The sequence below is a fragment of the Streptomyces sp. NPDC022910 genome (assembly GCF_055561075.1).
The window spans coordinates 1-24,876 of the sequence record NZ_JBVHHL010000057.1; the positions used below are offsets into that span (position 1 = coordinate 1).

A 24,876-nucleotide genomic window follows, 5' to 3' on the forward strand; every position below is an offset into this window, starting at 1 on the left:
ACAGCCTCACCCTATGGCCGCCGCCAAGACCACAGGACCCAAACACCAGCACCTACAACCGCCAGAGTGACCCTGCGAAAACGGCGAAACTCGAGGGGAGTTCCACACCTTCCGCGGCGACCCCTACAACGGGCTGGTCAAGGCGGCCGACGAGCTGAAGGCGGACGCGGTCGTGGTGGGCGCCTCCGAGCAGGCGGGCCATCGCATCATCGGCTCGGTGGCGATCCGGCTGGTGAAGGCCGGGCGCTGGCCGGTCACGGTCGTGCCGTAGAGGCACCACCGGGAGCGGTACCGGCCGTGCGCACCTCGAAGACGGCGGCCAGTGCGTGGCCACGGCGGGCGCCGTGCCGTCTTCCGTACCCGTCGCCCCTGCGCCATCATGAGCCGCCGTCAGCCCATTGCCGTCTGCGAAGAGGTGAGGCTCATGGCCAGGCTCAAAATGGGTGAGGGGATTCTCCGCCGCAAACCGATCGAGCACATCGAACACACGGAAGTCCACGAGGGCACACGGCTCGACCGTTCGCTCGGCCTGTGGCAGCTGACCGCGATCGGCGTGGGCGGAATCATCGGCGCCGGCATCTTCACCCTGGCCGGCACCGTCGCCAACGGCACGGCGGGACCCGCTGTTCTCGTGTCGTTCCTGATCGCGGGCGTGGCGAGCGCTGCCGCCGCGCTGTCGTACGCCGAGTTCGCGGGTCTCATCCCGAAGGCGGGGTCGGCGTACACCTACGGCTACGCGGTGCTCGGCGAGTACGCGGGCTGGTTCATCGGCTGGGACCTGCTGCTGGAGTACACGGCGATCGTGGCGGTGGTCGCGATCGGCATCTCCGGCTACTTCGGCTTCCTGGTCGGTGAGACGGGCGCGCACCTGCCGGCGTGGATGCTGGGCGCGCCCGGCACGGGCGCCGGGCACCGGGTCGACCTGTTCGCCGTCGTCCTGTGCCTGTTGATCGCGTGGCTGCTGAACCTCGGGATCCGCAACGCGGCGCGCTTCGAGACGACGGTGGTGGCCCTGAAGATCCTCGTCGTCCTGCTCGTGATCGCCGTCGGCGTCTTCCATATCGGCACCGCCAACTACCGGCCCTTCTTCCCCTACGGCGTCAGCGGTGCGTTCACCGGTGCGGCGACCGTCTTCTTCGCGGTCTTCGGGTACGACGCCATGTCGACGGCGGCCGAGGAGTCCAAGGACGCGCAGCGCCACATGCCGAGGGCGATCCTGTACTCGCTGGGGATCTCCATGGTCCTGTACGTGGCGGCGTGTCTGGTACTGACGGGCATGCAGAACTACAAGCACATCGATCCGGAGAGCGGCTTCTCCAGCGCGTTCAAGGCGGCGGGCCTCAGCGGTCTGGCGGATGTGATCGCGGCCGGCGCCATCATCGGCATCCTCACAGTGATGTTCACGTTCATGCTGGGCGTCACCCGGGTGTGGTTCGCGATGTCCCGGGACGGACTGCTGCCGGAGTGGTTCGCGAAGACACATCCCACGCGTCACGTCCCTACGCGCGTCACCTGGATCGTCGGGGTGGCCTCCGCTCTCATCGCCGGGTTCCTGCCGATCTCCGAGGCGGCCGAACTGACCAACATCGGGATCCTGTTGGCGTTCGTCGTGGTGTGCACGGCGGTGATCGTGCTGCGCTACCGGCAGCCGGAACTGCCGCGCACCTTCCGCACGCCCTGGATGCCCTTCGTACCGGCACTGGGCATGGTCTTCTCGATCTGGCTGATCACGTTTCTGCAGTGGCAGACGTGGGTGCGGTTCGCTGTGTGGTTCGCGATCGGTCAGATCGTCTATTTCGGGTACTCGTACAAGCGGTCGGAGCTGGCCAAGGTTGTCAACTCGGTGTGAGGCGCCGTCGGTCGAGGAGGCTTCCCGGTCGACCGCTCGCCGCACCGTTCACCGACGAACAGCGACCGCCCACCGCACAGCCCGGTTCCGGCCCTGTCGTGGTGGCGTGGGGAGCGTTGCCATACGCCCATGACGGCCGGAACCACCACCCGCACCGGGACGACCGCCGAGCACGAGCTGGCCGAGCTGCAGCGCGAGCACGGCCGCCCCCTCTTCGCCCTGCTGCTCAGGCTCTCGGACGGCGACCGCCAGCGCGCCGAGGATCTGGTGCAGGAGACGTTCGTACGCGCCTGGCAACACCCCGAAGCGCTCCGCGCGCATGATTTCGACTCCGTGCGCCCCTGGCTGCTCACCGTCGGCCGGCGGCTCGCCATCGACGCGCGCCGGGCGCGCCAGGCGCGTCCCGCCGAGGTCGGGGACGCCGTACTGGAGAACGCACGGGTGATCGCCGACCACGCGGAACGGTCCACCGCGATGCTCGATGTACGCGAGGCTGTGAAGACACTCACTCCCGAGCACCGGGAAGTACTGGTGCAGGTGTATTTCCAGGGGGCCAGTGTGGCGGAGGCCGCCGAGGCCCTGGGAATTCCGCCCGGTACGGTGAAGTCCCGCGCGTACTACGCACTGCGCGCCCTGCGCCGAGTCCTCCCTGGCTACGCAGCCGACGTGCGGTGAAACCGAAGGCTGAGTCAAACCTCCGTAAAGCGCCTTGCTGCGGACCATGGTTGAGCAATCAGCTTGCTTCATCCGTGTTCCGGACTGGGGCCCGGGTTCGGGCGACGCGCACGTACCGGAGGAAGGCAGGAAGGGATGCTGCACAGAGGCCAAGAGAGCACGGACGGCACCGGCGGCGGTGAACTGGCCGTCCCCATGGCGTGGCTGTACGCGGAGTACATCGCGGACGAACTGCTGCGGACCGGCGATCTCATGCCGTCGACGTCGTTCGAGTTCCGCGCCGGGCGCGACGCCCTGGCGCTGACCATCTTCCTGTCGGACACCGGCGGCGAGCTGTCCGGAATCCGGGTCGTCTCCCAGCTGGAAACCTGGCTTTCGCTGACGGCGTACGACCAGCCGTGGCAGGACTGGGTGTGCGAGCGGATGTCCGAGCTGGCCGCCGAGGCGATCGAGTCAGGCGGCCCGGCGCCGGACCTGGAGCTGGCCTCGGCGGCCTGGCGCTGGCTGGAGGAGACCGAGCTGCTCGCCCCCGACCTGGACGCCGTGCCAGGCGGGGGCGCGCCGGCCGACGAGGACGACGGCCCCAAGGTCTGGACGCCGGCCTGGCAGCTGGGTCTCCCCCTCGGACATCTGGCCATCCATCTTTTTTGAAGACGGACCAATCCGCGGGCCTGACGGCTCCGAATGTCTTGGCCGCGATTCGGTAACGGCCTTGAGTGATTCGGCGGTCTGGTCCGTACCGGTGGGCAACAGCAGCACCACCCCCACCCCGCTCACCGGCATGAGGATTTGGTATGAGGTCCCTGGAACGCCATCGCAATGTCGGCGCCTACGCGCTCGGCGTGCTGGACGAGGCGGAAGCCTTCCGCTTCGAGGACCACCTCATGGAGTGTGCGAGTTGCACGGCGCACGTGACCGAGCTGCGCCCCGCCGCACGGCAGCTGATGCTGTACCGGAGGGCGACGCCACGGGTCGTACACCCCTTCGCGGCCCCCGGCCCACGGCTGCTGGAGCGGCTGCTGGACGAGGTGACGACCAAGCACCGCAGCGGGCACAGGCGCCGGCTGTACGCGGTCGCGGCCGCCGTGGTGTTCGCGGTGGGCGGACCGACGCTGACGGTCGTCTCCGGGCACGGCTCGTCCTCGGTCGCGACGGCCATGAGCGCGACCGACCCGGACACGGGCGTATGGGCGGAGATCGCCACACAGGACCGTATCTGGGGCAGTGACGTCGACGTGACGGTCAAGGACAAGTCCGGGCCGCACCCCTGCCGGCTCGTTGCCGTGGGCAAGGACGGCTCGGAGCAGACGGTGACGAGCTGGATGGTGCCCGCGGACGACGGCGAGGCGACCACCACGCACGGGGGCGCGGCGCTGCAGTCCCGGCAGATCGACCACTTCGAGGTGCGCACCAGGGACGGACAGCACCTGGTCACGCTGAAGTCCCGCTGAGCCGGTCGGCTTCGAGCCTCGGCGGGCCGCCCAACGGCCTACTTGAGCAAGCGTGACAACCTGCGGTCCGCCAGGGGCTTGCCGCCCGTCTGGCACGTCGGGCAGTACTGCAGCGAGGAGTCGCTGAAGGACACCTCGCGGATCGTGTCCCCGCACACCGGGCAGGGCTCCCCCGTACGGCCGTGGACCCTCAGGCCGCTCTTCTTCTCCGCCTTCAGGCGCCCGGCGGCCAGGCCCCGCGAGCGCTCGACCGCCTCCATGAGCGTCGTGCGCAGCGCCTCGTACAACCGTCGTGTCTCCTCCGGCGACAGCGACGAGGCCAGCTTGAACGGGGACATCTTCGCCGCGTGCAGGATCTCGTCGCTGTACGCGTTGCCGACGCCGGCGATCAGGCTCTGGTCTCGCAGCGCGCCCTTGATCTGGCGGCGCTCGCCCTCGAGGAGCTTCACGAAGCGCTGCTCGTCGAAGTCGTCGGCCAGTGGGTCGGGACCCAGACGGGCGATCCCGGGGACCTCCTGCGGATCGCGTACGGCGTAGACGGCGAGCCGCTTCTGGGTGCCCGCCTCCGTCAGGTCGAATCCCTCGCCCGTCTCCAGCGCGACCCGCAGGGCGAGCGGGCCCTTGCCCGGGCGGGGTACGCCGTCGGGCAGGCGGTCCTTCCACTGGAGCCAGCCCGCGCGGGCCAGATGGGTGACGAAGTGCAGTCCGTCGGCCTCCAGGTCGAGGAACTTGCCGTACCGGCGCACGGCGGTGACCTCGCGCCCCTCGAAGGCGGTGACCGGGGGGTCGTACGTCTTCAGGACGCTGATCGCGACGGGCAGCACCCGGACCACCTCGTGGCCGACGAGATGGTCGGCGAGGAAATCCTTGAGCGCTTCGACCTCGGGCAGTTCCGGCATGTGTACCAGAGTGCCACCGGTCGCCGACATCGCGACCCGTTGCCCGTGTCAGCCACGTCGCGGGACCATGAACTCGCACCACACGACCTCGCCGCCGCCGCGCGACTCCACGCCCCATACGTCCGTGAGCCGGTCGACGATCAGCAGGCCGCGGCCCGAGACCCCCCACTCGCCCGCCTCGCGGCGGCGGGGCAGGGCGCTGGAGGAGTCCTCGACCTCCATGCGGAGCCTGCGGTCGTGGCCGGCGAGGACCCGGAGGGTGAGGACGGCGGGGCCCTCGGTGTGGATGAGGACGTTGGTGATGAGCTCGTCGGCGACCAGTTCGATCTCGTCGGAACGCTCACCGACGCCCCAGGCGCGCGCGGCGGCGCGGATCTTCCGGCGGACCGCGGTGAGCGCCTCCGGGTCGCCGGGCCCGACGTTCTGCTGGAGGCGGCCGCCGGACCGCTGGGCCGGGCCTCCGCGCCGCAGGAGCAGCAGCGCCACGTCGTCGTCGCCGCCCCGTTGCTCGGCCACGGCGATCAGCAGGTCGGCGAGGTCGCGCACGTCGCCGGGGCCCGTGCGGACCAGCTCCCGCAGGGTCCGCATGCCGTCGTCCAGGTCGGCGCCGGGCTGTTCGATCAGGCCGTCGGTGCACAGCAGCAGGGTCTGGCCCTTTTCCAGCTCGAAGGCGGTGACCGGATTCTCGAGGAGGCCCAACTCGGCGGACAGCCCGAGCGGAAGTCCGCCCTCGACGGGCAGGCGCCGGCAGGTGCCGTCGAACAGCCGCAGCAGGGGGTCGAGGTGGCCGGCGCGGACCAGCTGCACCACTCCCGTGGACAGGTCGGCCTCGGCGTACAGACAGGTCGCGAAGCGTTCGGTGAGCCTGATGGACGCCCCGGACCTCAGTCGTCGAAGCCTCCGGCCGGACTGTCGAGCAGGGGGGTCTCGGTACTCGTGTCGTCGGGAACCGGACCGCCGCCCTCGGATGGGACGGGGGTCCCGGGCCGGCCCGGCGGGCCGATGTCCTCGCCGGGCGGGTCGAAGGGGGCCTCGGGGTCCGCGGCGGAGGGAGGGGCGGCCGGGCCCGTGGAGGAGGCCGACGCGGTGCCGGCCGACGAGGCAGGTGGAGGCGCGGCGGCAGTCGCTGACGGTGTGCCCGTCCCGGACGCCGCCGACGGGGCGGTGACGATGGCTGCGGTGGCACAGTCGGCGCCTTGGTCCGTGCGCTCGGCCGGGGTCTCCCCCGCCGCCGGCGAGACGGTCACGATCGCGCCCGGCGTCGGGCAGTCGGCCCCGGCTTCCTCCAGCGATCGGCTCTGCTCGTACGACGGGGCGTCGCGCTCGCTCGGGAGCTGCGTCTCGAGCGGCGCCGTGCCGCCCCCGCTCGGAGTCGGCCCGGGCTCGTGCGAGCGCCCCCCGGGCTGCTCCGTCCGCGTGCTGTCCGTGCCGGTGCCCGGCGGCCGTACGTCGTGGGACGGCTTTACGTCGGCCGGCGGCCGTACGACGACGTCCCGTTGCCCGTCGTCGCCGATCCGGCGTTCGATCCACGTGTTCTTGTTCTCGATGTTGATGATCGTGATGTTGGTGATGATCCGGGGCGCCGGGGTCACCACGACCACGTACGCGGGCCTGTAGCCGGACCAGGATCGGCCGTGGGTCGCCGGGGTGCCCTTGACGGCCGCGGGCGCGTCGATCGGGTTGCCGCCGGCGCAGCGCACACGGGGCACGCCGCGGTTGTCGACGAGGACGGCGGTTCCGGCCTCGAGGACGGACTGGTGGCTGGTGGCCCGTCCGTCGCGGAAGCCGTGCAGGGTGACCCTGGTGTCGGCGCGCAGGAGGACCGAAGTGAGGCCGCGCAGGCGGGCCGGTATGGACGCCTGGTCGATGCCGGACGCCTGAGCGAAGGCGCGGGCCTTGGTCCGATCGGCGGTGAGGAGGGCGATCTGCCGTTCGATGTCACAGCTGCCGAGCGACCGGGTGCCGGTGTAGAGACCGGGCGTGGCGCCCGAGACCGAGCGTGCGGCCGAGGGTGCCTCGTCCGCCGTCGGCTGCGGCACTCGGGTGACGGGCCGGGAAAGCGCGGCGGATCTGACGGTGGAGTCGGTGAAGGGATCGAGACCGCGGGCCTCGGCCGGCTGGAGGAAAAGCTCACCTCCGGTCGGGGCGCCGCGTATGAGCCCCGTGCCTGCGCAGCCTGCGCACAACAGGGCCGCCGCCGACGCGGTGCAGGTGGCTGCCAAGGCCCTGGCGGGCGCGTTCAGAATTCCCATGGCCGTCCTGACGGTTCTGATGAGCGCCTTCAGCAACCTGATGGGCGCATTCACCGCTTTCTCCCACTTCCTTCCGGGTAATTCATCACTATTGTCTGCGTCACTCACTTGAGTTACGCAAGCGGAGCAGGGTCCCACACAGAGTCACGGGCCCATCGACCGGAAACCGGGTACGTGGGACAGACTGGAGGGAGAGGAGCGGTCACCGTGGACTGGTTCGTCGCCCCGGAGTACTGGATGAGCCGGCTGGTCTTCCAGCGGGCCCTCGCCGTCGTGTACCTCTTCGCCTTTCTGACCGCCGCCCTGCAGTTCCGTGCGCTGATCGGGGAGCGCGGAATGCTGCCCGTGCCGCGCTACGTCGCCCGGGTGCCCTTCAAATACGGCCCCAGTGTCTTCCACTTCCACTACTCGGACCGCTTCTTCGCCGCCTGGTCCTGGGCGGGGTGTGCGGTGTCGGTGGCGCTGATCGCCGGGCTGGACTCCCAAGTGCCGCTCTGGGCGGGGATGGTGCTCTGGCTGATCCCGTGGGCGATGTATCTGTCGATCGTCAACGTCGGCCAGACCTGGTACTCGTTCGGCTGGGAGTCGCTGCTGCTCGAGGTCGGCTTCCTGGCTGTGTTCCTGGGCAACGACGAGGTGGCGCCGCCGGTCGTCGTGCTGTTCCTGCTGCGCTGGATCCTGTTCCGCGTGGAGTTCGGCGCCGGGCTGATCAAGATCCGCGGGGACGCCTGCTGGCGGAAGCTGACCTGCCTGGACTTCCACCACGAGACGCAGCCGATGCCGGGCCCGCTGAGCTGGTTCTTCCACCATCTGCCGAAACCGCTGCACCGGGTGGAGGTGGCGGCCAACCATGTCACCCAGCTGATCGTCCCCGTCCTGCTGTTCACCCCGCAGCCCATCGCGACGGTCGCCGCCTCCTTGATGATCGTGACCCAGCTGTGGCTGGTCCTGTCCGGCAACTTCGCCTGGCTGAACTGGATCACCATCGTGCTGGCCCTGTCGGCGGTCGAGTTCCCCACCACCGCCCCGAAGGTGACCGGTCCGCCGCTGTGGTACGAGGCCGTGGTCCTGGCGGTCGCCGCGGGCCTGGTCGCGCTCAGCTACCACCCCGTACGCAACATGATCTCCCGCGAGCAGGTCATGAACCGCTCCTTCGACCCGCTGCATCTCGTCAACACCTACGGCGCGTTCGGCAGCGTCAGCCGGATCCGGTACGAGGTGGTGATCGAGGGCACGGCGGACGACGTGCCGCGCGAGGACTCCGACTGGCGGGAGTACGAGTTCAAGGGCAAACCGGGCGATCCACGGCACTGGCCGCGCCAGTACGCGCCCTACCACCTGCGGCTCGACTGGCTGATGTGGTTCGCGGCGCTCTCCCCGGCGTACGCGGCGTCCTGGTTCGGCGGCCTGGTCGAACGTCTCCTGGAGAACGACCGCGACACGCTACGGCTCCTGCGCCGATCCCCGTTCCCGCCGGACGCGCCCCCGCGCTACGTACGGGCCCGCCTGTTCCACTACCGGTACACCACCTGGCGGGAGCTGCGGGACACAGGGGCCTGTTGGGAGCGTGCCTACGTGCGCGAGTTCATGCCGCCGACACGGCTGTCCGTCCCGGTGGCCGAGAGGCGGTAGACGCGGGCGGCGGTGCCCTCGAAGATCCGCGCCCGCTCGTCGTCGCCGAGGTCCAGGGTCAGCCCGTCGGCCGTGCGTGACACGTCGGCGTACGTGGCGGCCAGGGTGCACACCGGCCAGTCCGATCCGAACATCAGCCGGTCGGGGCCGAACGCGTCCAGCACGGTGTCGGCGTACGGTCTCAGGTCCGCCGGACTCCAGGCCTTCCAGTCGGCCTCGGTCACCATGCCCGAGAGCTTGCACACCGTGTTGGGCAGGGCGGCGAGCGCCCTGATGTCCGACGCCCACGGTTCGAGGACGCCAGAGGCGATGGGCGGCTTGCCCAAGTGGTCCAGGACGAAGGTCAGCTGGGGCAGGGAGGCGGCCGCCCTGACGCACGCCGGGAGCTGGTGGGGCAGGACGACCAGGTCGTACACCAGACCTGCCGCCGCGACGGCGGCCAGGCCTCGCCGCACCTCGGCGCGCAGCAGCCACCCGGGGTCCGGCTCGCCCTGGACCTGGTGGCGGATCCCGCGCAGGTAGGAGCCGCCGGGCAGCTCGTGCAGCCGGGCCAGGGTGTCAGCCACATCGGGTCTCGTGAGGTCGGTCCAGCCGACGACCCCCGCGATGAGATCGTGCTCCTGCGCCAGCGCCAGGAACTCCGGTGTCTCCTCAGCCACCGTGACCGTCTGCACCAGCACGGTGCGGTCGACGCCGGCCTCGCGCGCCTCGGGTTCGAGGTCCTGGACGGTGAAGTTCCGCCGCAGGGGCGCGAGTTCGGGGCCGGTGATCCAGTCCTGCTCGCGGACGGCGAGGTCCCAGACGTGGTGGTGGGCGTCCACGGTCACGGCAGCTCCCACACGACGGGGAGGCCGGCGTCCGCGCCCTCACCGGAGTAGTCGTGCACGACGTCGAGCAGCTCCGCCATCCTTGCCTGCCAGGCGACGTTGACCGGCAGCTTCTCCAGCTCGGCCAGCAGCCGCCCGTAGTCCTCGCACTCCAGGACGTGGAAGAGGTCCGTCCCGCTGCGCCAGATCGTCCAGGACGCGGCCCCGGCGGCGCGGATCGCCTCCGTCAGTTCCCTCGGCACCTCGCGGTGGGCGGCCTCGTACTCCTCGATACGGTCGGCGCGTACCTTGGTGTGCAGGGCGACTCTCATGACGGCTCCTCGTCGGGCACGGGGGCATGGTACGGCAGGAGGTCCGCGTCCTTCAGCTCCTGCCAGAAGGCGGCCGGTACGGTCGCCGCGAACTGCTCGGCACAGTCGCGCACCTCGGCCGCCGAGCGCGCGCCGACGAGCACGCTCGCCACGGCCGGGTGGGCGGAGCAGAACGCCAGCGCCGCGGCCCGCAGCGTGGTGCCGTGCCGCCCCGCGACGGCCTCCATTTGCAGGGCATGGTCGAGCAACTCTCCTCGCGCCGCACCATAGTTGTAGGTGGCGCCCGGCCGTGGGTCGGCCAGCAGGCCGGAGTTGAAGGCGCCGCCGATGACGACGGACACACCACGTTCGACGGCCGCGGGCAGCAGCCCGGTCAGTGCACACTGGTCGAGAAGGGTGTAGCGCCCCGCGCACAGCACCACGTCCACGTCCGTCTCACGCACGAACCGAGTGAGCATCTCGGCCTGGTTCATGCCGGCGCCGATCGCGCCCACCACGCCCTGGGAGCGCAGCTTCTCCAGTGCCGGGTAGCCCTCCCGGAATGCCTGCTCGGCATGGTCGTCCGGGTCGTGGAGGTAGACGACGTCCACGCGGTCCAGGCCGAGCCGTTCGAGGCTGTCCTCAAGGCTGCGCCGTACACCGTCCTCGCTGAAGTCCCAGACACGGTGGTGGGTGGCGGGTACGGCGAAGCCGTTCGCGAGGTCGTCGCCGCCCGCGTCCGCGGGCTCCAGCAGGCGGCCCGCCTTGGTCGAGACCGTGTACGCGGTGCGGGGGTGCTCGCGCAGGGCCGTGCCGAGGCGGCGTTCGGACAGACCGAGTCCGTAGTGCGGGGCGGTGTCGAAGTAGCGGATCCCGCTCTCCCACGCGGCCTCCACCGCCTCGTACGCCTGTTCCTCGCTCACCTCGGAGTAGAGGTTGCCGATGCCGGCGGCGCCGAAGGCCAGCTCGCTGACCCCGACGCCGCTGCCGCCGAGGGTGTTCACTGGCCCGCCGGGCGCAGCCTGAGGCCCTGCATCCCGCCGTCCACGGCGAGCGCCGTGCCGGTGGTCGCGCCGGACAGAGGGCTCGCCAAGTAGGCGACGGCGCCCGCGACTTCGGAGGCGCTCACCAGGCGGCCCGTGGGCTGGCGGGCCTCGAGCGCGGCACGTTCGGCGACCGGGTCGGGGGCCGCGTCCAGAAGACGGCCGACCCAAGGGGTGTCGACCGTACCGGGATTGACGCAGTTGACGCGGATGCCCTCGCGGACGTGGTCGGCGGCCATCGCGAGGGTCAGCGAGAGGACGGCACCCTTGCTGGCGCTGTACAGCGCGCGCTGCGGCAGCCCGGCCGTCGCGGCGATCGAGCACGTGTTCACGATCGCCGCGTGGGACGACTCCCTCAGATGAGGCAGCGCGGCGCGGGCCGTACGGACCATGCCCAGGACGTTGACGTCGAGGACCCGCCGCCACTGCTCGTCATCGTTGTCCTCGACCGTGCCCTGAGCTCCGATGCCCGCGTTGTTGACCAGGACGTCCAGGCCGCCGAGGTCGGTCACGGCGGCGGCCACGGCCGCGCGGACGGACGCGTCGTCGGTGACGTCGGCCCGGTACGCGAGCAGCGGCTTGTCCACCGACGAGGGATCGAGGTCCAGCACGGCCACCTGGGCGCCACGCACGGCCAACAGCTCCGCGGTGGCCCGTCCGATGCCGGAGGCCCCGCCGGTCACCAAGGCCTTCAGGCCCTCGAAGTCACTCATGCCGCATGCCCCTTCTTGCCGTCGAGGTCGGCGGCCCAGAAGGTACCGCCGGGGAACGTGTACTGCGCGATGGACTCGGGCCGCATCGTGGCCGAGTAGCCAGGCGCGCCGGGCGCCGCGTAGTGGCCTTCCCTGATCGCCACCGGATCGACGAAGTGCTCGTGCAGATGATCCACGTATTCGATGACGCGGTCGTCGGTCGTGCCGGAGAGGGCGACGAAGTCGAACATCGAGAGGTGCTGGACGAGCTCGCACAGCCCGACCCCGCCCGCGTGCGGGCAGACCGGCACCCCGAACTTGGCGGCCAGCAGCAGGATCGCCAGGTTCTCGTTGACGCCCCCGACGCGGGCCGCGTCGATCTGGAGGACGTCGATCGCACCGGCCTGCAGAAGCTGTTTGAAGACGATGCGGTTCTGTACGTGTTCGCCGGTGGCGACCTTGACCGGGGCCACGGCCTTGCGGATCGTCGCGTGGCCGAGGACGTCGTCGGGGCTGGTCGGCTCCTCGATCCAGTACGGGTCGAACTCGGCGAGCGCCCTGGTCCAGGTGATCGCCTCGTCGACGTTCCAGCGCTGGTTGGCGTCGATGGCGATGCGGATGTCCGGGCCGACGACGGAGCGGGCGACCCGGCAGCGGCGCACGTCGTCGGCGAGGTCCGCGCCGACCTTCAGCTTGATCTGCCGGAAGCCGTCGGCGACGGCCTCCGCGGCCAGCCGGGTGAGCTTCTCGTCGCTGTAGCCCAGCCAGCCCGCGGAGGTCGTGTAGGCGGGGAAGCCCTGCGCCAGCAGTCGGGCACTGCGCACCTCGGCACCCTCCTTGCCGCGCCGGAGGAGGTCGAGTGCCTCCTCGGGCGTGAGCGCGTCGGTGATGTAGCGGAAGTCGATCTGACGGACCAGCCATTCCGGCTCGGCCTCGGCGAGCAGCCGCCACAAAGGCTTGCCCGCACGCTTGGCGGCCATGTCCCACACGGCGTTGGCCACCGCGCCGATCGCCATGTGCATCACGCCCTTCTCGGGCCCGAGCCAGCGCAGTTGGCTGTCGGCGATCAGGTCGTGGAAGAGCGATCCCGGGTCGTCGCACACCTCGTCGACGTCCCGTCCGACCACGTGTCCGCGCAGCGCCTCGATCGCGGCGACCTGTACCTCGTTGCCCCGCCCGATGGTGAACGTGAACCCATGGCCCTCCAGACCGTCGGCGGCGTCCGTGCGCAGCACGAGATAGGCGGCCGAGTAGTCGGGGTCCGGGTTCATCGCGTCGGAGCCGTCGAGCTCCCGCGAGGTGGGGAAACGGATGTCGAAGGTGTCGACCGCGGTGATACGGGCGGCTGTTGGGGACACGGGAGGCCTTTCGGTCCGGGGCACAAGGTCGTACACGAGGTCGTACGTCGTACGGCGCTGTACGAGAACGAGACAGGTCAGTCCTGGGCACGGCCCGTCGTCACACGCGCGATCATCAGGGCGACCAGGATGATTCCGCCGTAGATGGCCTGGATCCAGAACGACGGCACCTGGGCGAGGGTGAGCAGGTTCTGTACGACGCCCAGGAGAAGCACACCGGTCAGGGCGCCGAACATGGTGCCCTTGCCGCCGTCGAGACTGATACCGCCGATGACCGCCGCCGCGAACACCGTGAAGATCATGTTGTTGCCCTGGTTGGCGCTGATCGCGCCCACGTAGCCCGTCTGCATGATCCCGCCGACGGAAGCGAGGCAGCCGGCGACGACGAACACGCCGAGCATCACGCGCTCGACGCGGATGCCGGCCGCTCGGGCGGCGTCCGCGTTGCCGCCGATCGCGTACAGGGCACGGCCGACGCGGTGGTAGCGCAGGACAAGGCCGGCGACCGCGAAGGCGACCGCGGCGAGCCACACGGACAGCGGGACGCGCAGGAAGGTCGTCGTGGCCAGGGTGAAGAACGCGTCGGGCATCCCGAACAGCGTCTTGCCCTTGGTCGCGCCGACCAGCAGGCCGCGCAGGACGATCAGCATGGCGAGGGTGACGATGAAGGCGTTGAGCTTGAACTTCACCACGAGGATGCCATTGAAGGCACCGATCGCCGCGCCGACGACGAGGATCGCGACCAGGGCGAGCGCGGCGGGAAGTTCGGTGCCCCAGCCGGACTGGGCGGCGGGCAGGACGAGCAGGGCCCCCACGGCCGGCGCGATGCCGACCACCGACTCCAGGGACAGGTCGAACTTGCCGGTGATCAGGACGAGCGACTCGGCGAGCACGACCATCGCGAGGGCCGCGGAGGCACCCAGGATCGAGATGATATTGCGCTCGGTGAGGAACGAGTCGTTGACGAACGCGCCCAGCACCATCAGCAACAACAGCGCGGGGAGCAGCGCGAGTTCGCGGGCCCGGCGGAGCAGCACAGCCTTGGCCGAACGGGCGTCGGGCACCGGGACGGGTGTGAGCGGCGGGGCCTTGGTGTCAGCCATGGTCCACTCCTTCGATGGAGGCGATCAGCTCGTGGTCGTGCCAGCCCGCCGGGTGCTCGGCGACGATCCGGCCGTGGAAGAGGACGAGGACGCGGTCGCAGCGCCGCAGGTCGTCGAGTTCGTCGGAGACGACGAGCACCGCGGTGCCGTCCTCGCGGGCGCTGTCCATCCGGGCCAGCAGCGACTCCTTGGATTTCACGTCGACGCCCGCGGTGGGGTTGATCAGGACGAGCAGTCGCGGATCGGAGGCGAGGGCGCGGGCCATGACGACCTTCTGCGCGTTGCCTCCGGAGAGGTCGGAGACGGGCTGGTCGGGGCCCTCGGCGTGGATGTCGAGGCGCTCGATCAGCTCGCCGGCGAAGGCGCGTCTGCGCTGGGTGCCGACGAACCCGTACCGGCCGAGGCGGCCCAGGACGCTCATGGTGGCGTTGTCGCCGACGGTCATCCCGGCGACGAGGCCCTGTTCGTGCCGGTCCCGGGGTACGCATCCGACGCCCGCCGTGAGTGCGGCCTGTACGTCGCCGAACGGGAGCGGTCTGCCGTCGAGCCGGGCCGTGCCGCCGCTCGGGCTGTGCAGTCCGGCGAGGGTCTCGGCGAGTTCGATCTTGCCGCTGCCGCTGGACCCGGCGAGCCCGACGACCTCGCCGTGGCGGACGGTGAGGTCGATGTCGTCGTACGCCTCAGAGGTGAGCCCGTGCGCTTCGAGGGCGGCCGGCGCGCCATCGGCCACGGCGTCCCGTGCGGTCGTCGTGTGCTCGGCGATGACCTCCCCCGCCATGGCCTCCACCAGGGCCGCGCGGGGGAGATCGGCGACGGGTGCGGTGGTGATCCAGCGGGCGTCGCGCAGGACCGTGACGGTCTGGCAGACCTCGTACACCTCCTGGAGGTGGTGCGAGATGAAGAGGAAGGTGACGCCGGAGCCCTGGAGCGCCCGCATACGGGTGAAGAGGCGCTCGATCTCGCGGTTGTCGAGCTGGGCGGTCGGCTCGTCGAGGACGATGAAGCGGGCGCCGAAGCTCAGGGCCCGGGCGATCTCCACCATCTGACGGTCCTCGACCTTGAGGTCAGCGGTGCGGGCATCCGGGTCGACGTGCACGTCCCAGGTGGCGAGGACCTCTGCCGCCTCCGCCTTGAGCCTGCGCCAGCTGATGAGTCCACCGCGCCCGGTCGGTTGACGGTTGATGAAGAGGTTCTCGGCGACCGTCAACTCGGGGACGACCGTGGGCTTCTGGTAGACGCAGGCGACCTTGCGGCGCCAGGCGTCGCGGTCGGCGAGCGGCGGTGCGGGCTCGCCGTCGAAGAGGACCGTGCCCTCGTCGGGGGCCTGGAGGCCGGTGAGGACGTTGACGAGCGTGGACTTGCCGGCGCCGTTGCGGCCGACGAGGGCGTGGGACTCGCCGGGGAGCACGGTGAGCTGTCCGTCCTCGAGGGCGACGGTGGGGCCGTACCGTTTGACGATGTCCCGCGCCTGAACGAGTGGGGTGCTCATTTGACCGTGTTGCCCCACAGCTTGGGGTCGTCGACGTTGTCCTTGGTGACCAGGGGGGCGGGCAGCTGGTCCTCGAGGATGCCGCTGGGCAGCTTGACGATCTCGGAGTCGTGGTCGGTGGGACCGGGCTTGAACGTCTTCCCCTGCATCGCGGCCTTGATGTAGTACATGCCGTACTTGGCGTAGGCGTCCGCGGGCTGCGAGACCGTGGCGTCGATCTCGCCCTTGCGGATGGCGTCGAACTCCTGCGGGATGCCGTCGTTGGAGACGATGACGATGTGGCCCTTCTGGCCCGCCGTCTTGAGCATGTTCTTGGACTTGAGGGTCTGCAGGGTGGGCGCGAGGTAGACGCCGCCGGCCTGCATGTAGATGCCCTTGATGTCGGGGTTGGCGTTCAGGAGCGTGTCGAGCTTGGAGGCCGCGGTGTCGGACTCCCACTTGGCGGGGATCTCCAGGACCTGCAGCTTCGGGTACTTCTTCTTGACGCAGGAGCGGAACGCCTCGGAACGGTCCCGGCCGTTGACGGAGGCGAGGTCGCCCATGATCTGCACGACCTTGCCGCTGGTGATGTGCTGACCGAGGTAGTCGCAGGCCTTCTCGCCGTAGGCGACGTTGTTGGCCCGGACGACCATCGCGACCTTGCCCTTGTCGGGCGCGACGTCGACGGCGACCACGGGGACGCCCTTGCGTTCGGCCTGGTCGAGCCCGGCCTGGATCGCGGCGCTGTCCAGCGGCGCGACGACCAGGCCCTTCACGCCCTGGTTGAGTTCGTTGTTGATGTCGGTGATCTGCTGCGAGGGGTCGCTGTTGGAGTTGACGGTCCCCAGGGCATCGACGCCCTCGGACTTCGCCATCTTGGGCACATAGTCGTTGTACGACTGCCAGAACGGCGAGGTCAGCAGGGGCAGGATCACTCCGACCTTGCCGGTGCCGCCACCTCCGGCGCTCGACGCGCCGCTGTCCTTGGTGCTGCCGCATGCCGCAAGGACGAGAGTGGCGCAGGCGGCCGCAGCCGCCGCACGCACCGCCCGCGACGTGAATCGCCTGTTCCGCACGTTTCTGCCGGCCATCTGACGGCTCCTCGTTGAGCGAAGTCGATCGGGTGTGACTGTGCGTGGCCGGGCGTCCCGCTCGACCGGGACGAATATTTATCAGACCACTTCGCTTGCACAACACCCTCGTGCGGCATTTTTTCGCAGCTTTCAGCCATAGTGGTCGGACCACATCCATGGTTAGACTGCGGCGCACCCAGGTGGCGACAGGAGGACGGCGTGGACGAAACCCTGACGAGTGACGCCGAGACGGGTCCGCAGAAGGGCACCGTGACACAGCGCGCCATCGAGAGGATCAAGGCGATGATCGCCGAGGGCCGACTCGAACCCGGCCAGCGACTGCCGACGGAACGCGATCTGGCGGCCCAGCTGGGCATCTCCCGCAGCTCGATGCGGGAGGCGATCCGCGCGCTCACGGTCCTCGGGGTGCTGGAGGCCCGGCACGGCTCGGGCATCTATGTCACCCAACTGGAGGCGGGCGACCTGCTGGAGACCTTCGGCGTGGTGGCGGACCTCTCGCGCGGGCCCCGCCTGGTCGAGCTGCTCGAGGTCCGGCGCATCCTGGAGTCGACGGCGACCGCACTGGCGGCGGCCCGTATCACCGACGACCAACTTGCCGAAGTGGAGAAACACCTGACGGCGATGAACGCGACCGACGACCCCGAGGAGATCCTCGCGCACGACATCGCCTTCCACCGTGAGATCGCGGCCGCCGCGGGCAACGAGACCATGGCGGCGATCCTCGAGGGCCTGTCCTCCCGCACCTTCCGTGCCCGCGTCTGGCGGGGCTACCAGGAGGAGGGCGCCTTCGCCCGTACCCGACGCGAACACGCGGCGATCCACCGGGCCCTCGTGGCCCACGACCCGGAGGCGGCACGCGCGGCGGCTGCCGCCCACGTGGGCGAGGTGGAGCAGTGGCTGCGGGCGCAGCTCGGGTCGTAGGCGGGCCCCGGCGACGGATCGCGAGCGGCTCCGGACGGGGGTCCGCGGGCTGAGCGCGCGGGCCCCCACCCCTGCTCAGGCCCGCTTCAGCCGCAGCGTCACCAGCTCGAACGGGCGCAGTCGCAGCGCGACCCGGTTGCCCTCGCGGTGCGGTGCCGCCGCTCCCCCAGGCTCTCGGCTTCGCTCGAGCAGGGGGATCCCCAGGTGAGCGGTCGCTCCAGCAGATCCGTCGCCGTCACGGCCGCCACGTCGAAGTCCGCGGTGAGCGTGGCCCTGGTACGGCCGCCGCGGGACTCGTGGAACCGTACGACGACGTCACCGCTGCCGTCGTCGGCCAGCTTGAGGGCGGTCACCACGACCGCCTCCTCCGCGACGGTCACCAGCGGTGTCACCGCACGGGCACCGGTCAGCCGCCGCTCCGGCAGGTTGATACGCCAGCCCTCGCGCACCGCGTCCCCGATCGTCGCGCCCGGCACCAGGGCGTGCCGGAAACGGTGGACTCCCTGATCGGTCTCCGGGTCCGGGAAGCGCGGGGCGCGAAGGAGGGAGACACGGACGGTCGTGGTCGTGCCGGAATCCGTCTCCCGCACCGTCCGGGTCACGTCGTGGCCGTACGTCGAGTCGTTCACCACCGCCACGCCCCAGCCCGCTCCTCCACGTGCACGAAACGGTGGTTGCACGCCTCGAACTTCGCGGCCTCCCACGACGTGTTGGTGTGTTTCGGCCGGAAGAAGTGCCCGAACTGCGTCTCGGACGCGTACCGTTCGGCACGCGCGTCCAGCGGGAACGCCAGCTTCAGGAACTTCTCCGTCTCGTGCCAGTCGACCTCCGTGTCGATCTCCAGCCGCCGCTCCCCCGGCGCGAGCGACAGCACCTGGGTGACGCGCGACGCGCCGAAGGACCGTACGACGCGGACCGACGTGCCGTCCGCGCCGGGCACGATCTCCTCCGCGTCCACCAGGTCGGTGACCGTGTTGCGGTAGAACGCGTCCACGTCCCAGGCGTCCCACATGTTCGGGAAGTCGGGGTGGAGCTGGAGCAGGTTGGCGGCGCGCCCCGGTGCGACGGTCTCGCGCTCGGCCTCGATGTCGTACGCGGAGACGACCAGTCCCCGCGCGTCGATCTCCACCCGCAGTAGGCCGTTGTGCAGCACGAAGCCGCCGTCCGGCCGCGATGTCAGCGACACCTCGCCGCCGGCGACCGGGGTACCCGCACCTCCCGCCGGTACCCCGGCCCGGGCGTGCGGGGCCGCGTTGAACACCAGCGGCACGTCTCCCTCACCGGCCAGCGACCGCTGCGCCGCCGCGATGATCCCGTTCAGCTCCCCGGCGATCCGCTCATAGGTGGCGCGTGCCTCCCGGTGCACCCAGGCGATCGACGAGCCGGGCAGGATGTCGTGGAACTGGTGGAGCAGGACGGTCTTCCAGATGCGGTCCAGTTCCTCGTACGGGTAAGGGAATCCGGACCGTACGGCGGCGGTGGCCGCCCACAGCTCGGCCTCTTGCAGGAGGTGTTCGCTGCGCCGGTTGCCCTGCTTCGTCTTGGCGACCTCGTTGCGCAGCTCGGTCTTCATCTGGTCACTGAACAGCACCGGCGTGTAGTTCACCGCGTTCTTCAGGGACGTGGCGGCGGCGATCCTCACCCGGGTCTCGTCCGTGCCGTCCTCCTTGGTGAAGTACGGGTCGTCCAGCGAACCGGCGGTACTCGGGAAGATGGCCACCTTCTTGGCGAACGACATCTGGTTCTCCGCGTCGGTCACGTAGTGCGCGAAGGCGACCGCGGCGGGCGTGTGCTTGGTGCGGGAGTTGACCATCACACCCATGACGTACATGTTGACGTGCCCGGTGCTGGTGATCTGGTCGGTGATCCCGATGTTCTTGTACAGGTTGGGCGCCTGCTTCTTGAAGTTGCCGAGGTCCAGCGCGCTGCCCGGGTTCATGGCCACGGCCTCGGTGAGGAACTTCTTGCCCGAGGACTCGGGGGTGGCCGTCAGGGCCTGGGGGTCGAGCGCCTTGGCGTCGTGCAACTCCTTGTACTTGGTGAGAGTTCGACACCCTTCGCATCGTTGAAGGCGAATCCGGTGCCCTGCTTGTTCATCAGCTCGACGCCGTAGCGGCCGAAGTCCTCGATGGTGGGCACGTTGGCCAGGGTGGCGACCTTGCCGTCTGTCCGTTTCGCCATCTGCAGGGCGTCGTCGAAGAGGTCGGCGTAGGTCCTCGGGGGCTTGTTCGGGTCGAGTCCGGCCTTCTTGAAAAGGCTCTTGTTGTAGAACAGCGGACCGGTGTTCAGGTACCAGGGGAAGGCGTACGTGCCTGTCATGCCCGGAATCTGATGGCTGGCCCAGGCGCCTTCCAGGTACTCCGGCTTGTACTTGGCCGCCGCCTTGTCGAGGTCGAGCGCGAGCCCGGCCTTGGCCAGCGGGGCGACCAGGTCCGGGGACACGTTGACGACGTCGGGCAGGGTGCCACCCGCCGCGTCCGCGCTGATCTTGTCGGCGTAGCCCTCGGCGGGCTGGTCGACCCACTTCACGTGTGTGCCGGGGTACTTCTTCTCGAAGCCGGCGATCAGGCCGTCGAAGTAGGACTTGAAGTTGGCGCGCAGGTTCCAGGTCTGGAAGGTGATGTCGCCCTCGACCTTGCCGGAGGCGTCCGTCGAGCCACCGCCGTCGTCCGAGGAGCCGCAGGCACTCAGCGGCAGGACGACGGCGGCGACGACGGCAACGGCGAGTGCTCTGCGGGGTGTGGGCACGGTGACACGGCTCCCTCGCCCTCAACGGCCGGCCGGGCGTCTCCGAGGCGACCCGCGACCGCGTGCGCCGCGTCGCCGAACAGCTGGGCTGGCGGCCGAGCACGGCGGCGCGCCAACTGTCCGGCGAGGGCGCGGCAACGGTCGGTTTCGTCCTCGCCCGCCCCGCCCACACGCTGGGCGTGGACTCCTTCTTCCTCCAACTCGTCTCCGGAATCCAGGAGGTGCTGGCGGAGCGGCACCTCGGCCTGCTGTTCCAGGTGGTGGAGGGCGTCGCCGACGAGTGCGCGGTCTACCGGCGCTGGTGGGCCGAGCACCGGGTGGACGGCGTCCTGGTCGTCGACCCGCGCGCCGAGGACCCACGCCCCGGCCTGCTCGACGAACTCGGCCTGCCCGCCGTGGTGATCGGCGGCGCACCGGACGAGCGCCACCCGGGGCTGTCGACCGTGTGGGCGGACGACGCGGGCGCGATGGAGTCGGTCGTGGACGAGTTGACCGCCCTCGGTCATCGCCGGATCGTCCACATCGCCGGACTGCCCGACCTCGCGCACACCCAGCGCCGCATCCGCACCCTGCGCGCGGAGGCCGAGCGGCGCGGCCTGACGGAGGTGCAGTCGGTGACCACCGACTGCTCCGACGTCGAAGCCGCCGCCGTCACGCGCCGGGTCCTGCACGGCACCGCTCCCCCGACCGCCCTCGTCTACGACAACGACGTGATGGCCGTCGCCGGTGTGGCCGCCGCGTCCGAGCTCGGCTTCTCGGTGCCGGCCGACCTGTCGGTCGTGGCCTGGGAGGACTCGGCGCTGTGCAGCATCGTCAAGCCGTGGCTGTCCGCGCTGTCGAGGGACAGCGTGGAGTTCGGCTCCACGGCGGCGAGGGAGCTGCTGGCGCTGCTGGACGGCGGCCCGTCGCGCATGGTGCAGGTGCCGGTACCGCGGCTGATCGAGCGGGACAGCACAGGGGTGGCGCGGGGCGCATGACACCGTGTCATGTCCCGCCGCTGCGGAGGTCGCCGACGAGGGCGCCGGCGACCCACGTTCGCCGACGCCTCGGGCCGCCGGCCCGGCCCCCTGGAGCCGGAACCGTCTCTTCCTGGCCTCAGCCGTGCCGCTCCACCTTGAAGACCCACAAATACCCGCCTTGCGGGCCGCCTCCGGTACGTCGATCACCACAGAGCCGTTGCGTGTGGTCCAGGTCAACGGCCGGTCGTGACCGAGCATGGTCACCTGGTCGCCGCTCCGGATCGGCATCGACGCCTCGACGGTCAGCGTGCTGCCCGGCGCCGTCAGCGAGTGATGTAGAACGCCTCGTTCTCCCGGACCGTGAAGTGCAGGTCCTCGCCGAGCTGCGCCATGCGTGACCCATAGGTCGTGGCCTAGTACTGCAACCGCACTCATGGAATCAGCGCAGGTCAGCGTAGGCGTCTGGGCATTTCGGAGTTGACAGTCCATCGGATGAAGATGCCGTTGACCTGCCAGTTCGCGATCGGTCCCGGCGCGGCGACTATCACCGTGCACCGTCGGATCGCCACCGCCCGAAAAGCGCCGCACTGCGCCTGACCTGCGGTGACGCGACAGGTGCGGTTGCAGTACTAGATCGCCTCGCCGTTGGCCCGCAGTCGACGGCCGGTCTCACGCAGACGGGTCTGCATGATATCCGGGATGGTGCCGTCCGCGGGTGGCCCGATGTCGAGGAGGAAGTTGCCGTTCTTCGAGCGATGTCGACAAGGCTGCGCACAACCTCGTCGGCCGTCCGAAATTGAGCCAGTGGTCGGATGACCCTTCGCGAGGTTGCCGGTGGCGCGGGTGACAACGCACCGTCAGGCTCTCGACGCGGTGCCGCCCGGCAGGGCACAGTGCTCCTCGTACTCGCCAGTACGTCCACCCTCCACCATGCCGAGGACCGACAGGGAGCGCCCGTGACCAACTGGGTCGGCCGGACCGCCGCCGAGATCGCCGCAGCCGTACGCGAGAAGCGGGCCACGCCCCACGAGGTGGTGGCCGAACACCTCGCCCGGATCGAGCGGCTCGACGGCCGCGTCGGCGCCTTCCGCCGACTGCGCGCGGACGCGGCGCTCGCCGAGGCCGACGAGGTGGCGGACCGCGTGGATCTGGCCGAACTGCCCCTCGCCGGCGTACCGGTGGCCGTCAAGGACAATCTGGCCGTACGCGGCGAGGCCAACCGCAACGGCTCGGCGGCGACCCCGGACACCCCAGCCGCCCACGACCACGTCACGGTGGCCCGGCTGCGCTCGGCCGGCGCGGTCGTCGTGGGCCTGACGAACGTGCCCGAGCTGTGCGTCTTCGGCACCACGGAAGGGGTGCACGGGACCGCCCGCAATCCGTGGGACACCTCCCGCACGGCGGGCGGCTCCTCCGGCGGCAGCGCGGCGGCGGTGGCCGCCGGCATGGTGCCGATAGCGCTCGGCAACGACGGAATGGGCTCGCTGCGCATCCCGGCCGCCAACTGCGGACTCGTCACCATCAAGCCGGGCCACGGCACGGTCCCGGCGGGCATCGGCAACGGCGACTGGTTCGGCATGTCCGAGAACGGCCCGCTGGCGACGACGGTCGAGGACGCACGGCTGATGTTCGAAGTACTTGCGGACAGCCGGGAGACGAGCACGCCGCGGCCCGGCAAGCGCAGCATCGCGCTCTCGCTCCGCAGCCCCCTGCTCGGTGTGACCGTGAGCCGGCCCTACGCGGACGCGGCCCGTGAAGCGGCCTCTCTGCTCGCGAGGGCGGGTCATGACGTCCATCCGGCCGAACCGCCCTATCCCTGGTGGCTGGGGACGACGTCACTGGCGCACTGGACGGCGGGCACAGCCGTCGACGCCGAGGGCCTCGACGCCCGGCGGCTGGCCCGGCGCACGCGCGTCCACGCGGCGGTGGGCCGTCGTTTCGTGAAGGGCGTGCGTTCCGGTGGCCGCCGCGAGCAGCTGCGCCGGAGCCTGGAGCCGTTCTTCGCCGCGCACGACGTGCTGCTCACTCCGGCGCTCGCCCGGCGCAGTCCGGCCGCGGGGCCCTGGCACGAACGGGGCTGGCTGCGCAATGTACTGGCCAACACGAACTACTCCCCCATGACCCCTCCGTGGAACCTGACGGGCTGGCCGGCGATGTCGGTCCCGTTCGGCTCGCTTCCGAGCGGCGCACCCTGCGCCGTCCAGCTTGTCGGGCGGCCCGGCTCCGAGCGGGAACTGCTGGATGTCGCAGGCCAGTTGGAGGCGCTGCGGCCCTGGCAGCGCACAGCGTCCCTGAGCTGATAGGGGCACGTGGGCCCGAGCCGGCCCAAGGTGCGGACGGCGGGCTGAAAGTCCGGGGCAGCGCCAGCGGTTGGACCGCGCGGCACTGATGTCGCCGAGCGCGGACTCCGGGTCGCGTTCCATGGCCAGGTCGCATAGGGAGACGATGCCCGCCGGGCGGCCGCCCTCCACGAGGTCCTCGTCCGGGATCACGGTGACCAGTTCGTCGCTGCACGCGCGGGCCGCCGTGGTCTCCTCCGGGTCGACGCCGTCCGCGAGAGCACGTGGTGGGCCATCTTCCTTCCTTCACACATCCGGCAGTGCCGGTCACCGCACTCGGCCGCCCGGTACCCGAGGAGCCCGTCGCCGCAGTCGCCGTCCTGGCCGTTTCCGACTGCCGTCGGTGGGGACTCGGCCCACAGGCGGCGAGCGGCCGGAGTGACAGAGCCTCGCCGCCACCGGATGCAGAAGGAAGATGAAGCGTCGTGACCGCACACCCGAGCGAGAAGCCCGTCGTCCGCCCGCCCGAGTCGGGGTGGGCGCAGTCCCGGAACCCGCGCGAGAACACCCTGCGCACCTGCGTTCCGGCCGTCGACGACCGGACGGTTCCCGGGAGGCGCCGTGGCCCGGACTGGAACATCGTCAGGGGCGAGGACTGACGGGGCGCGGACCACCGGCGTGTGAGGGACGACAGGACCAGGAGCGTACGGAAGGCGGGGCGGCGTGCGCCGTCAGGCAACGGGCCTTCCAGGTACCCGCCGCCATCGATCCCGAGCTGTGCGAGCAGGTCTCCGCGGCCTCGGCCTGCCCGCCCCCGAGGCGGCCGTGCCGCTCGTCGCCGTAGACGCCAGTCCCGCGCTCTCCCAGACGGGCCGCACCTGGCCACTGGACGGGCGGGTCGTCGGCATCGTCACCGACGGACGCAGCGCACCCCACGGCAAGCTCGATCCGGAGGGCGAATCCATCACCCGAGCATCCAGGACCCGGCCGCCGACGCGTACGGCGCGCGGGACGCGAAGGCCGCAGAGCCGGGAACCGACGGCACGGCCGACCCCCGGGTGCTGCTGATGCCGGCGGAGGCCTTCCGCACGGCAGGGACGATCGGCGGCTGAGCCGGCGCCGGGGACAGCTCGACGCGGCCGAAGCGGCCGCCGACGCTCCCGGCGTGTCCACGGAGACCGGAACGAGCCGTTGGAGCAGGTCACCCGGCTGCTGGCGGGACATCGCATCCGGGAACCGTTTCGCGTCCCGCGTGTGACGGCCGTCGACCGGACCAGGACACCGGTGTGTCGAGCCGGGTGCCCGAGGGGACTCGGAAAGCCGGTGCCGATCCCGG

Annotated in this window: 20 protein-coding genes and 6 pseudogenes; 10 read left to right on the plus strand and 16 right to left on the minus strand. The window is 70.7% G+C overall.

Features of this window, described 5'->3' with window-relative positions; all coding sequences use genetic code 11:
- Positions 1–85: 85 nt before the first annotated feature.
- The 5 genes and pseudogenes from ACZ3TS_RS34385 to ACZ3TS_RS34405 form a co-directional block, all read left to right on the plus strand.
- Positions 86–271 (plus strand): annotated as a pseudogene (locus tag ACZ3TS_RS34385) (universal stress protein); the annotation flags it as partial.
- Between the two features lie 153 nt (positions 272–424).
- On the plus strand, positions 425–1,849 hold the full coding sequence (locus ACZ3TS_RS34390; protein WP_467625708.1) for an amino acid permease: 1,425 nt from the start codon (positions 425–427) through the stop codon (positions 1,847–1,849).
- Between the two features lie 129 nt (positions 1,850–1,978).
- The gene (locus ACZ3TS_RS34395; protein WP_467625710.1) at positions 1,979–2,524 is read left to right on the plus strand and encodes a sigma-70 family RNA polymerase sigma factor; all 546 of its coding nucleotides are present in this window, start codon (positions 1,979–1,981) and stop codon (positions 2,522–2,524) included.
- 135 nt (positions 2,525–2,659) lie between these two features.
- Complete coding sequence (locus ACZ3TS_RS34400) at positions 2,660–3,175, plus strand: hypothetical protein (RefSeq protein ID WP_467625711.1); 516 nt, start codon at positions 2,660–2,662, stop codon at positions 3,173–3,175.
- A 143-nt stretch (positions 3,176–3,318) separates the two neighbouring features.
- The gene (locus tag ACZ3TS_RS34405; protein ID WP_467625713.1) at positions 3,319–3,975 is read left to right on the plus strand and encodes a zf-HC2 domain-containing protein; all 657 of its coding nucleotides are present in this window, start codon (positions 3,319–3,321) and stop codon (positions 3,973–3,975) included.
- Positions 3,976–4,013: 38 nt separating this feature from the next.
- Here ACZ3TS_RS34405 and ACZ3TS_RS34410 read toward each other — a convergent pair whose 3' ends face one another.
- The 3 genes and pseudogenes from ACZ3TS_RS34410 to ACZ3TS_RS34420 form a co-directional block, all read right to left on the minus strand.
- Complete coding sequence (locus ACZ3TS_RS34410) at positions 4,014–4,874, minus strand: Fpg/Nei family DNA glycosylase (RefSeq protein ID WP_467625715.1); 861 nt, start codon at positions 4,872–4,874, stop codon at positions 4,014–4,016.
- 48 nt (positions 4,875–4,922) lie between these two features.
- Positions 4,923–5,735, minus strand: a pseudogene (locus tag ACZ3TS_RS34415) (SpoIIE family protein phosphatase); the annotation flags it as partial.
- Between the two features lie 23 nt (positions 5,736–5,758).
- Positions 5,759–7,126 (minus strand): DUF6777 domain-containing protein, encoded by a 1,368-nt coding sequence (locus ACZ3TS_RS34420; RefSeq protein WP_467625716.1) that lies wholly within the window; start codon positions 7,124–7,126, stop codon positions 5,759–5,761.
- 207 nt (positions 7,127–7,333) lie between these two features.
- On the opposite strand from ACZ3TS_RS34420, the gene ACZ3TS_RS34425 reads away from it, so the two are divergent.
- The gene (locus ACZ3TS_RS34425) at positions 7,334–8,758 is read left to right on the plus strand and encodes a lipase maturation factor family protein (RefSeq protein ID WP_467625718.1); all 1,425 of its coding nucleotides are present in this window, start codon (positions 7,334–7,336) and stop codon (positions 8,756–8,758) included.
- Here the strand turns inward: ACZ3TS_RS34425 and ACZ3TS_RS34430 are convergent.
- The 8 genes from ACZ3TS_RS34430 to ACZ3TS_RS34465 form a co-directional block, all read right to left on the minus strand.
- A complete protein-coding gene (locus ACZ3TS_RS34430) occupies positions 8,698–9,585 on the minus strand; it encodes an amidohydrolase family protein (RefSeq protein ID WP_467625719.1) in 888 nt (295 codons plus the stop codon). The two genes, ACZ3TS_RS34425 and ACZ3TS_RS34430, sit on opposite strands and share 61 nt — an antisense overlap.
- Positions 9,582–9,896 carry an L-rhamnose mutarotase gene (locus ACZ3TS_RS34435; protein WP_467625720.1) on the minus strand — a complete coding sequence of 105 codons (315 nt, stop codon included), beginning with the start codon at positions 9,894–9,896 and terminating at the stop codon, positions 9,582–9,584. Before ACZ3TS_RS34435 ends, ACZ3TS_RS34430 begins: the two co-directional genes overlap by 4 nt.
- A complete protein-coding gene (locus ACZ3TS_RS34440; protein ID WP_467625722.1) occupies positions 9,893–10,879 on the minus strand; it encodes an aldo/keto reductase in 987 nt (328 codons plus the stop codon). Before ACZ3TS_RS34440 ends, ACZ3TS_RS34435 begins: the two co-directional genes overlap by 4 nt.
- Positions 10,876–11,631 carry an SDR family NAD(P)-dependent oxidoreductase gene (locus ACZ3TS_RS34445; protein WP_467625723.1) on the minus strand — a complete coding sequence of 252 codons (756 nt, stop codon included), beginning with the start codon at positions 11,629–11,631 and terminating at the stop codon, positions 10,876–10,878. The genes ACZ3TS_RS34440 and ACZ3TS_RS34445 overlap by 4 nt, the downstream gene beginning before the upstream one ends.
- Positions 11,628–12,968, minus strand: coding sequence for an L-fuconate dehydratase (locus tag ACZ3TS_RS34450; protein WP_467625725.1), 1,341 nt, complete (start codon positions 12,966–12,968; stop codon positions 11,628–11,630). The genes ACZ3TS_RS34445 and ACZ3TS_RS34450 overlap by 4 nt, the downstream gene beginning before the upstream one ends.
- A gap of 77 nt (positions 12,969–13,045) precedes the next feature.
- On the minus strand, positions 13,046–14,071 hold the full coding sequence (locus tag ACZ3TS_RS34455; RefSeq protein WP_467625726.1) for an ABC transporter permease: 1,026 nt from the start codon (positions 14,069–14,071) through the stop codon (positions 13,046–13,048).
- Entirely contained in the window at positions 14,064–15,560 is a 1,497-nt protein-coding gene (locus ACZ3TS_RS34460; protein WP_467625728.1) for a sugar ABC transporter ATP-binding protein, read from the minus strand. Before ACZ3TS_RS34460 ends, ACZ3TS_RS34455 begins: the two co-directional genes overlap by 8 nt.
- Entirely contained in the window at positions 15,557–16,630 is a 1,074-nt protein-coding gene (locus tag ACZ3TS_RS34465) for a sugar ABC transporter substrate-binding protein (protein ID WP_467625729.1), read from the minus strand. Before ACZ3TS_RS34465 ends, ACZ3TS_RS34460 begins: the two co-directional genes overlap by 4 nt.
- Positions 16,631–16,831: 201 nt before the next feature.
- Between ACZ3TS_RS34465 and ACZ3TS_RS34470 the strand changes: the two genes are divergently transcribed.
- Positions 16,832–17,554 carry a FadR/GntR family transcriptional regulator gene (locus ACZ3TS_RS34470; protein ID WP_467625731.1) on the plus strand — a complete coding sequence of 241 codons (723 nt, stop codon included), beginning with the start codon at positions 16,832–16,834 and terminating at the stop codon, positions 17,552–17,554.
- Positions 17,555–17,652: 98 nt separating this feature from the next.
- Here ACZ3TS_RS34470 and ACZ3TS_RS34475 read toward each other — a convergent pair whose 3' ends face one another.
- From ACZ3TS_RS34475 to ACZ3TS_RS34485, 3 genes and pseudogenes are all read right to left on the minus strand, one after another.
- A complete protein-coding gene (locus ACZ3TS_RS34475; protein ID WP_467625769.1) occupies positions 17,653–18,156 on the minus strand; it encodes a glycosyl hydrolase-related protein in 504 nt (167 codons plus the stop codon).
- Positions 18,148–19,061: pseudogene (locus tag ACZ3TS_RS34480) on the minus strand (glycoside hydrolase family 38 C-terminal domain-containing protein); the annotation flags it as partial. The pseudogene ACZ3TS_RS34480 and the gene ACZ3TS_RS34475, both read right to left, overlap by 9 nt.
- Positions 19,050–20,302 (minus strand): annotated as a pseudogene (locus ACZ3TS_RS34485) (ABC transporter substrate-binding protein); the annotation flags it as partial. The pseudogenes ACZ3TS_RS34480 and ACZ3TS_RS34485, both read right to left, overlap by 12 nt.
- Positions 20,303–20,313: 11 nt before the next feature.
- Here ACZ3TS_RS34485 and ACZ3TS_RS34490 point away from each other — a divergent pair.
- A pseudogene (locus ACZ3TS_RS34490) lies at positions 20,314–21,279 on the plus strand (LacI family DNA-binding transcriptional regulator); the annotation flags it as partial.
- A gap of 611 nt (positions 21,280–21,890) precedes the next feature.
- Here ACZ3TS_RS34490 and ACZ3TS_RS34495 read toward each other — a convergent pair.
- Positions 21,891–22,058, minus strand: a complete 168-nt coding sequence (locus ACZ3TS_RS34495; RefSeq protein ID WP_467625770.1) for an alpha-L-fucosidase — start codon at positions 22,056–22,058, stop codon at positions 21,891–21,893.
- A gap of 159 nt (positions 22,059–22,217) precedes the next feature.
- On the opposite strand from ACZ3TS_RS34495, the gene ACZ3TS_RS34500 reads away from it, so the two are divergent.
- Positions 22,218–23,561, plus strand: a complete 1,344-nt coding sequence (locus ACZ3TS_RS34500; protein ID WP_467625732.1) for an amidase — start codon at positions 22,218–22,220, stop codon at positions 23,559–23,561.
- 69 nt (positions 23,562–23,630) lie between these two features.
- Here the strand turns inward: ACZ3TS_RS34500 and ACZ3TS_RS34505 are convergent.
- Positions 23,631–23,825, minus strand: a pseudogene (locus ACZ3TS_RS34505) (CBS domain-containing protein); the annotation flags it as partial.
- Positions 23,826–24,025: 200 nt separating this feature from the next.
- On the opposite strand from ACZ3TS_RS34505, the gene ACZ3TS_RS34510 reads away from it, so the two are divergent.
- Complete coding sequence (locus ACZ3TS_RS34510; RefSeq protein WP_467625733.1) at positions 24,026–24,199, plus strand: hypothetical protein; 174 nt, start codon at positions 24,026–24,028, stop codon at positions 24,197–24,199.
- Positions 24,200–24,876: the final 677 nt, after the last annotated feature.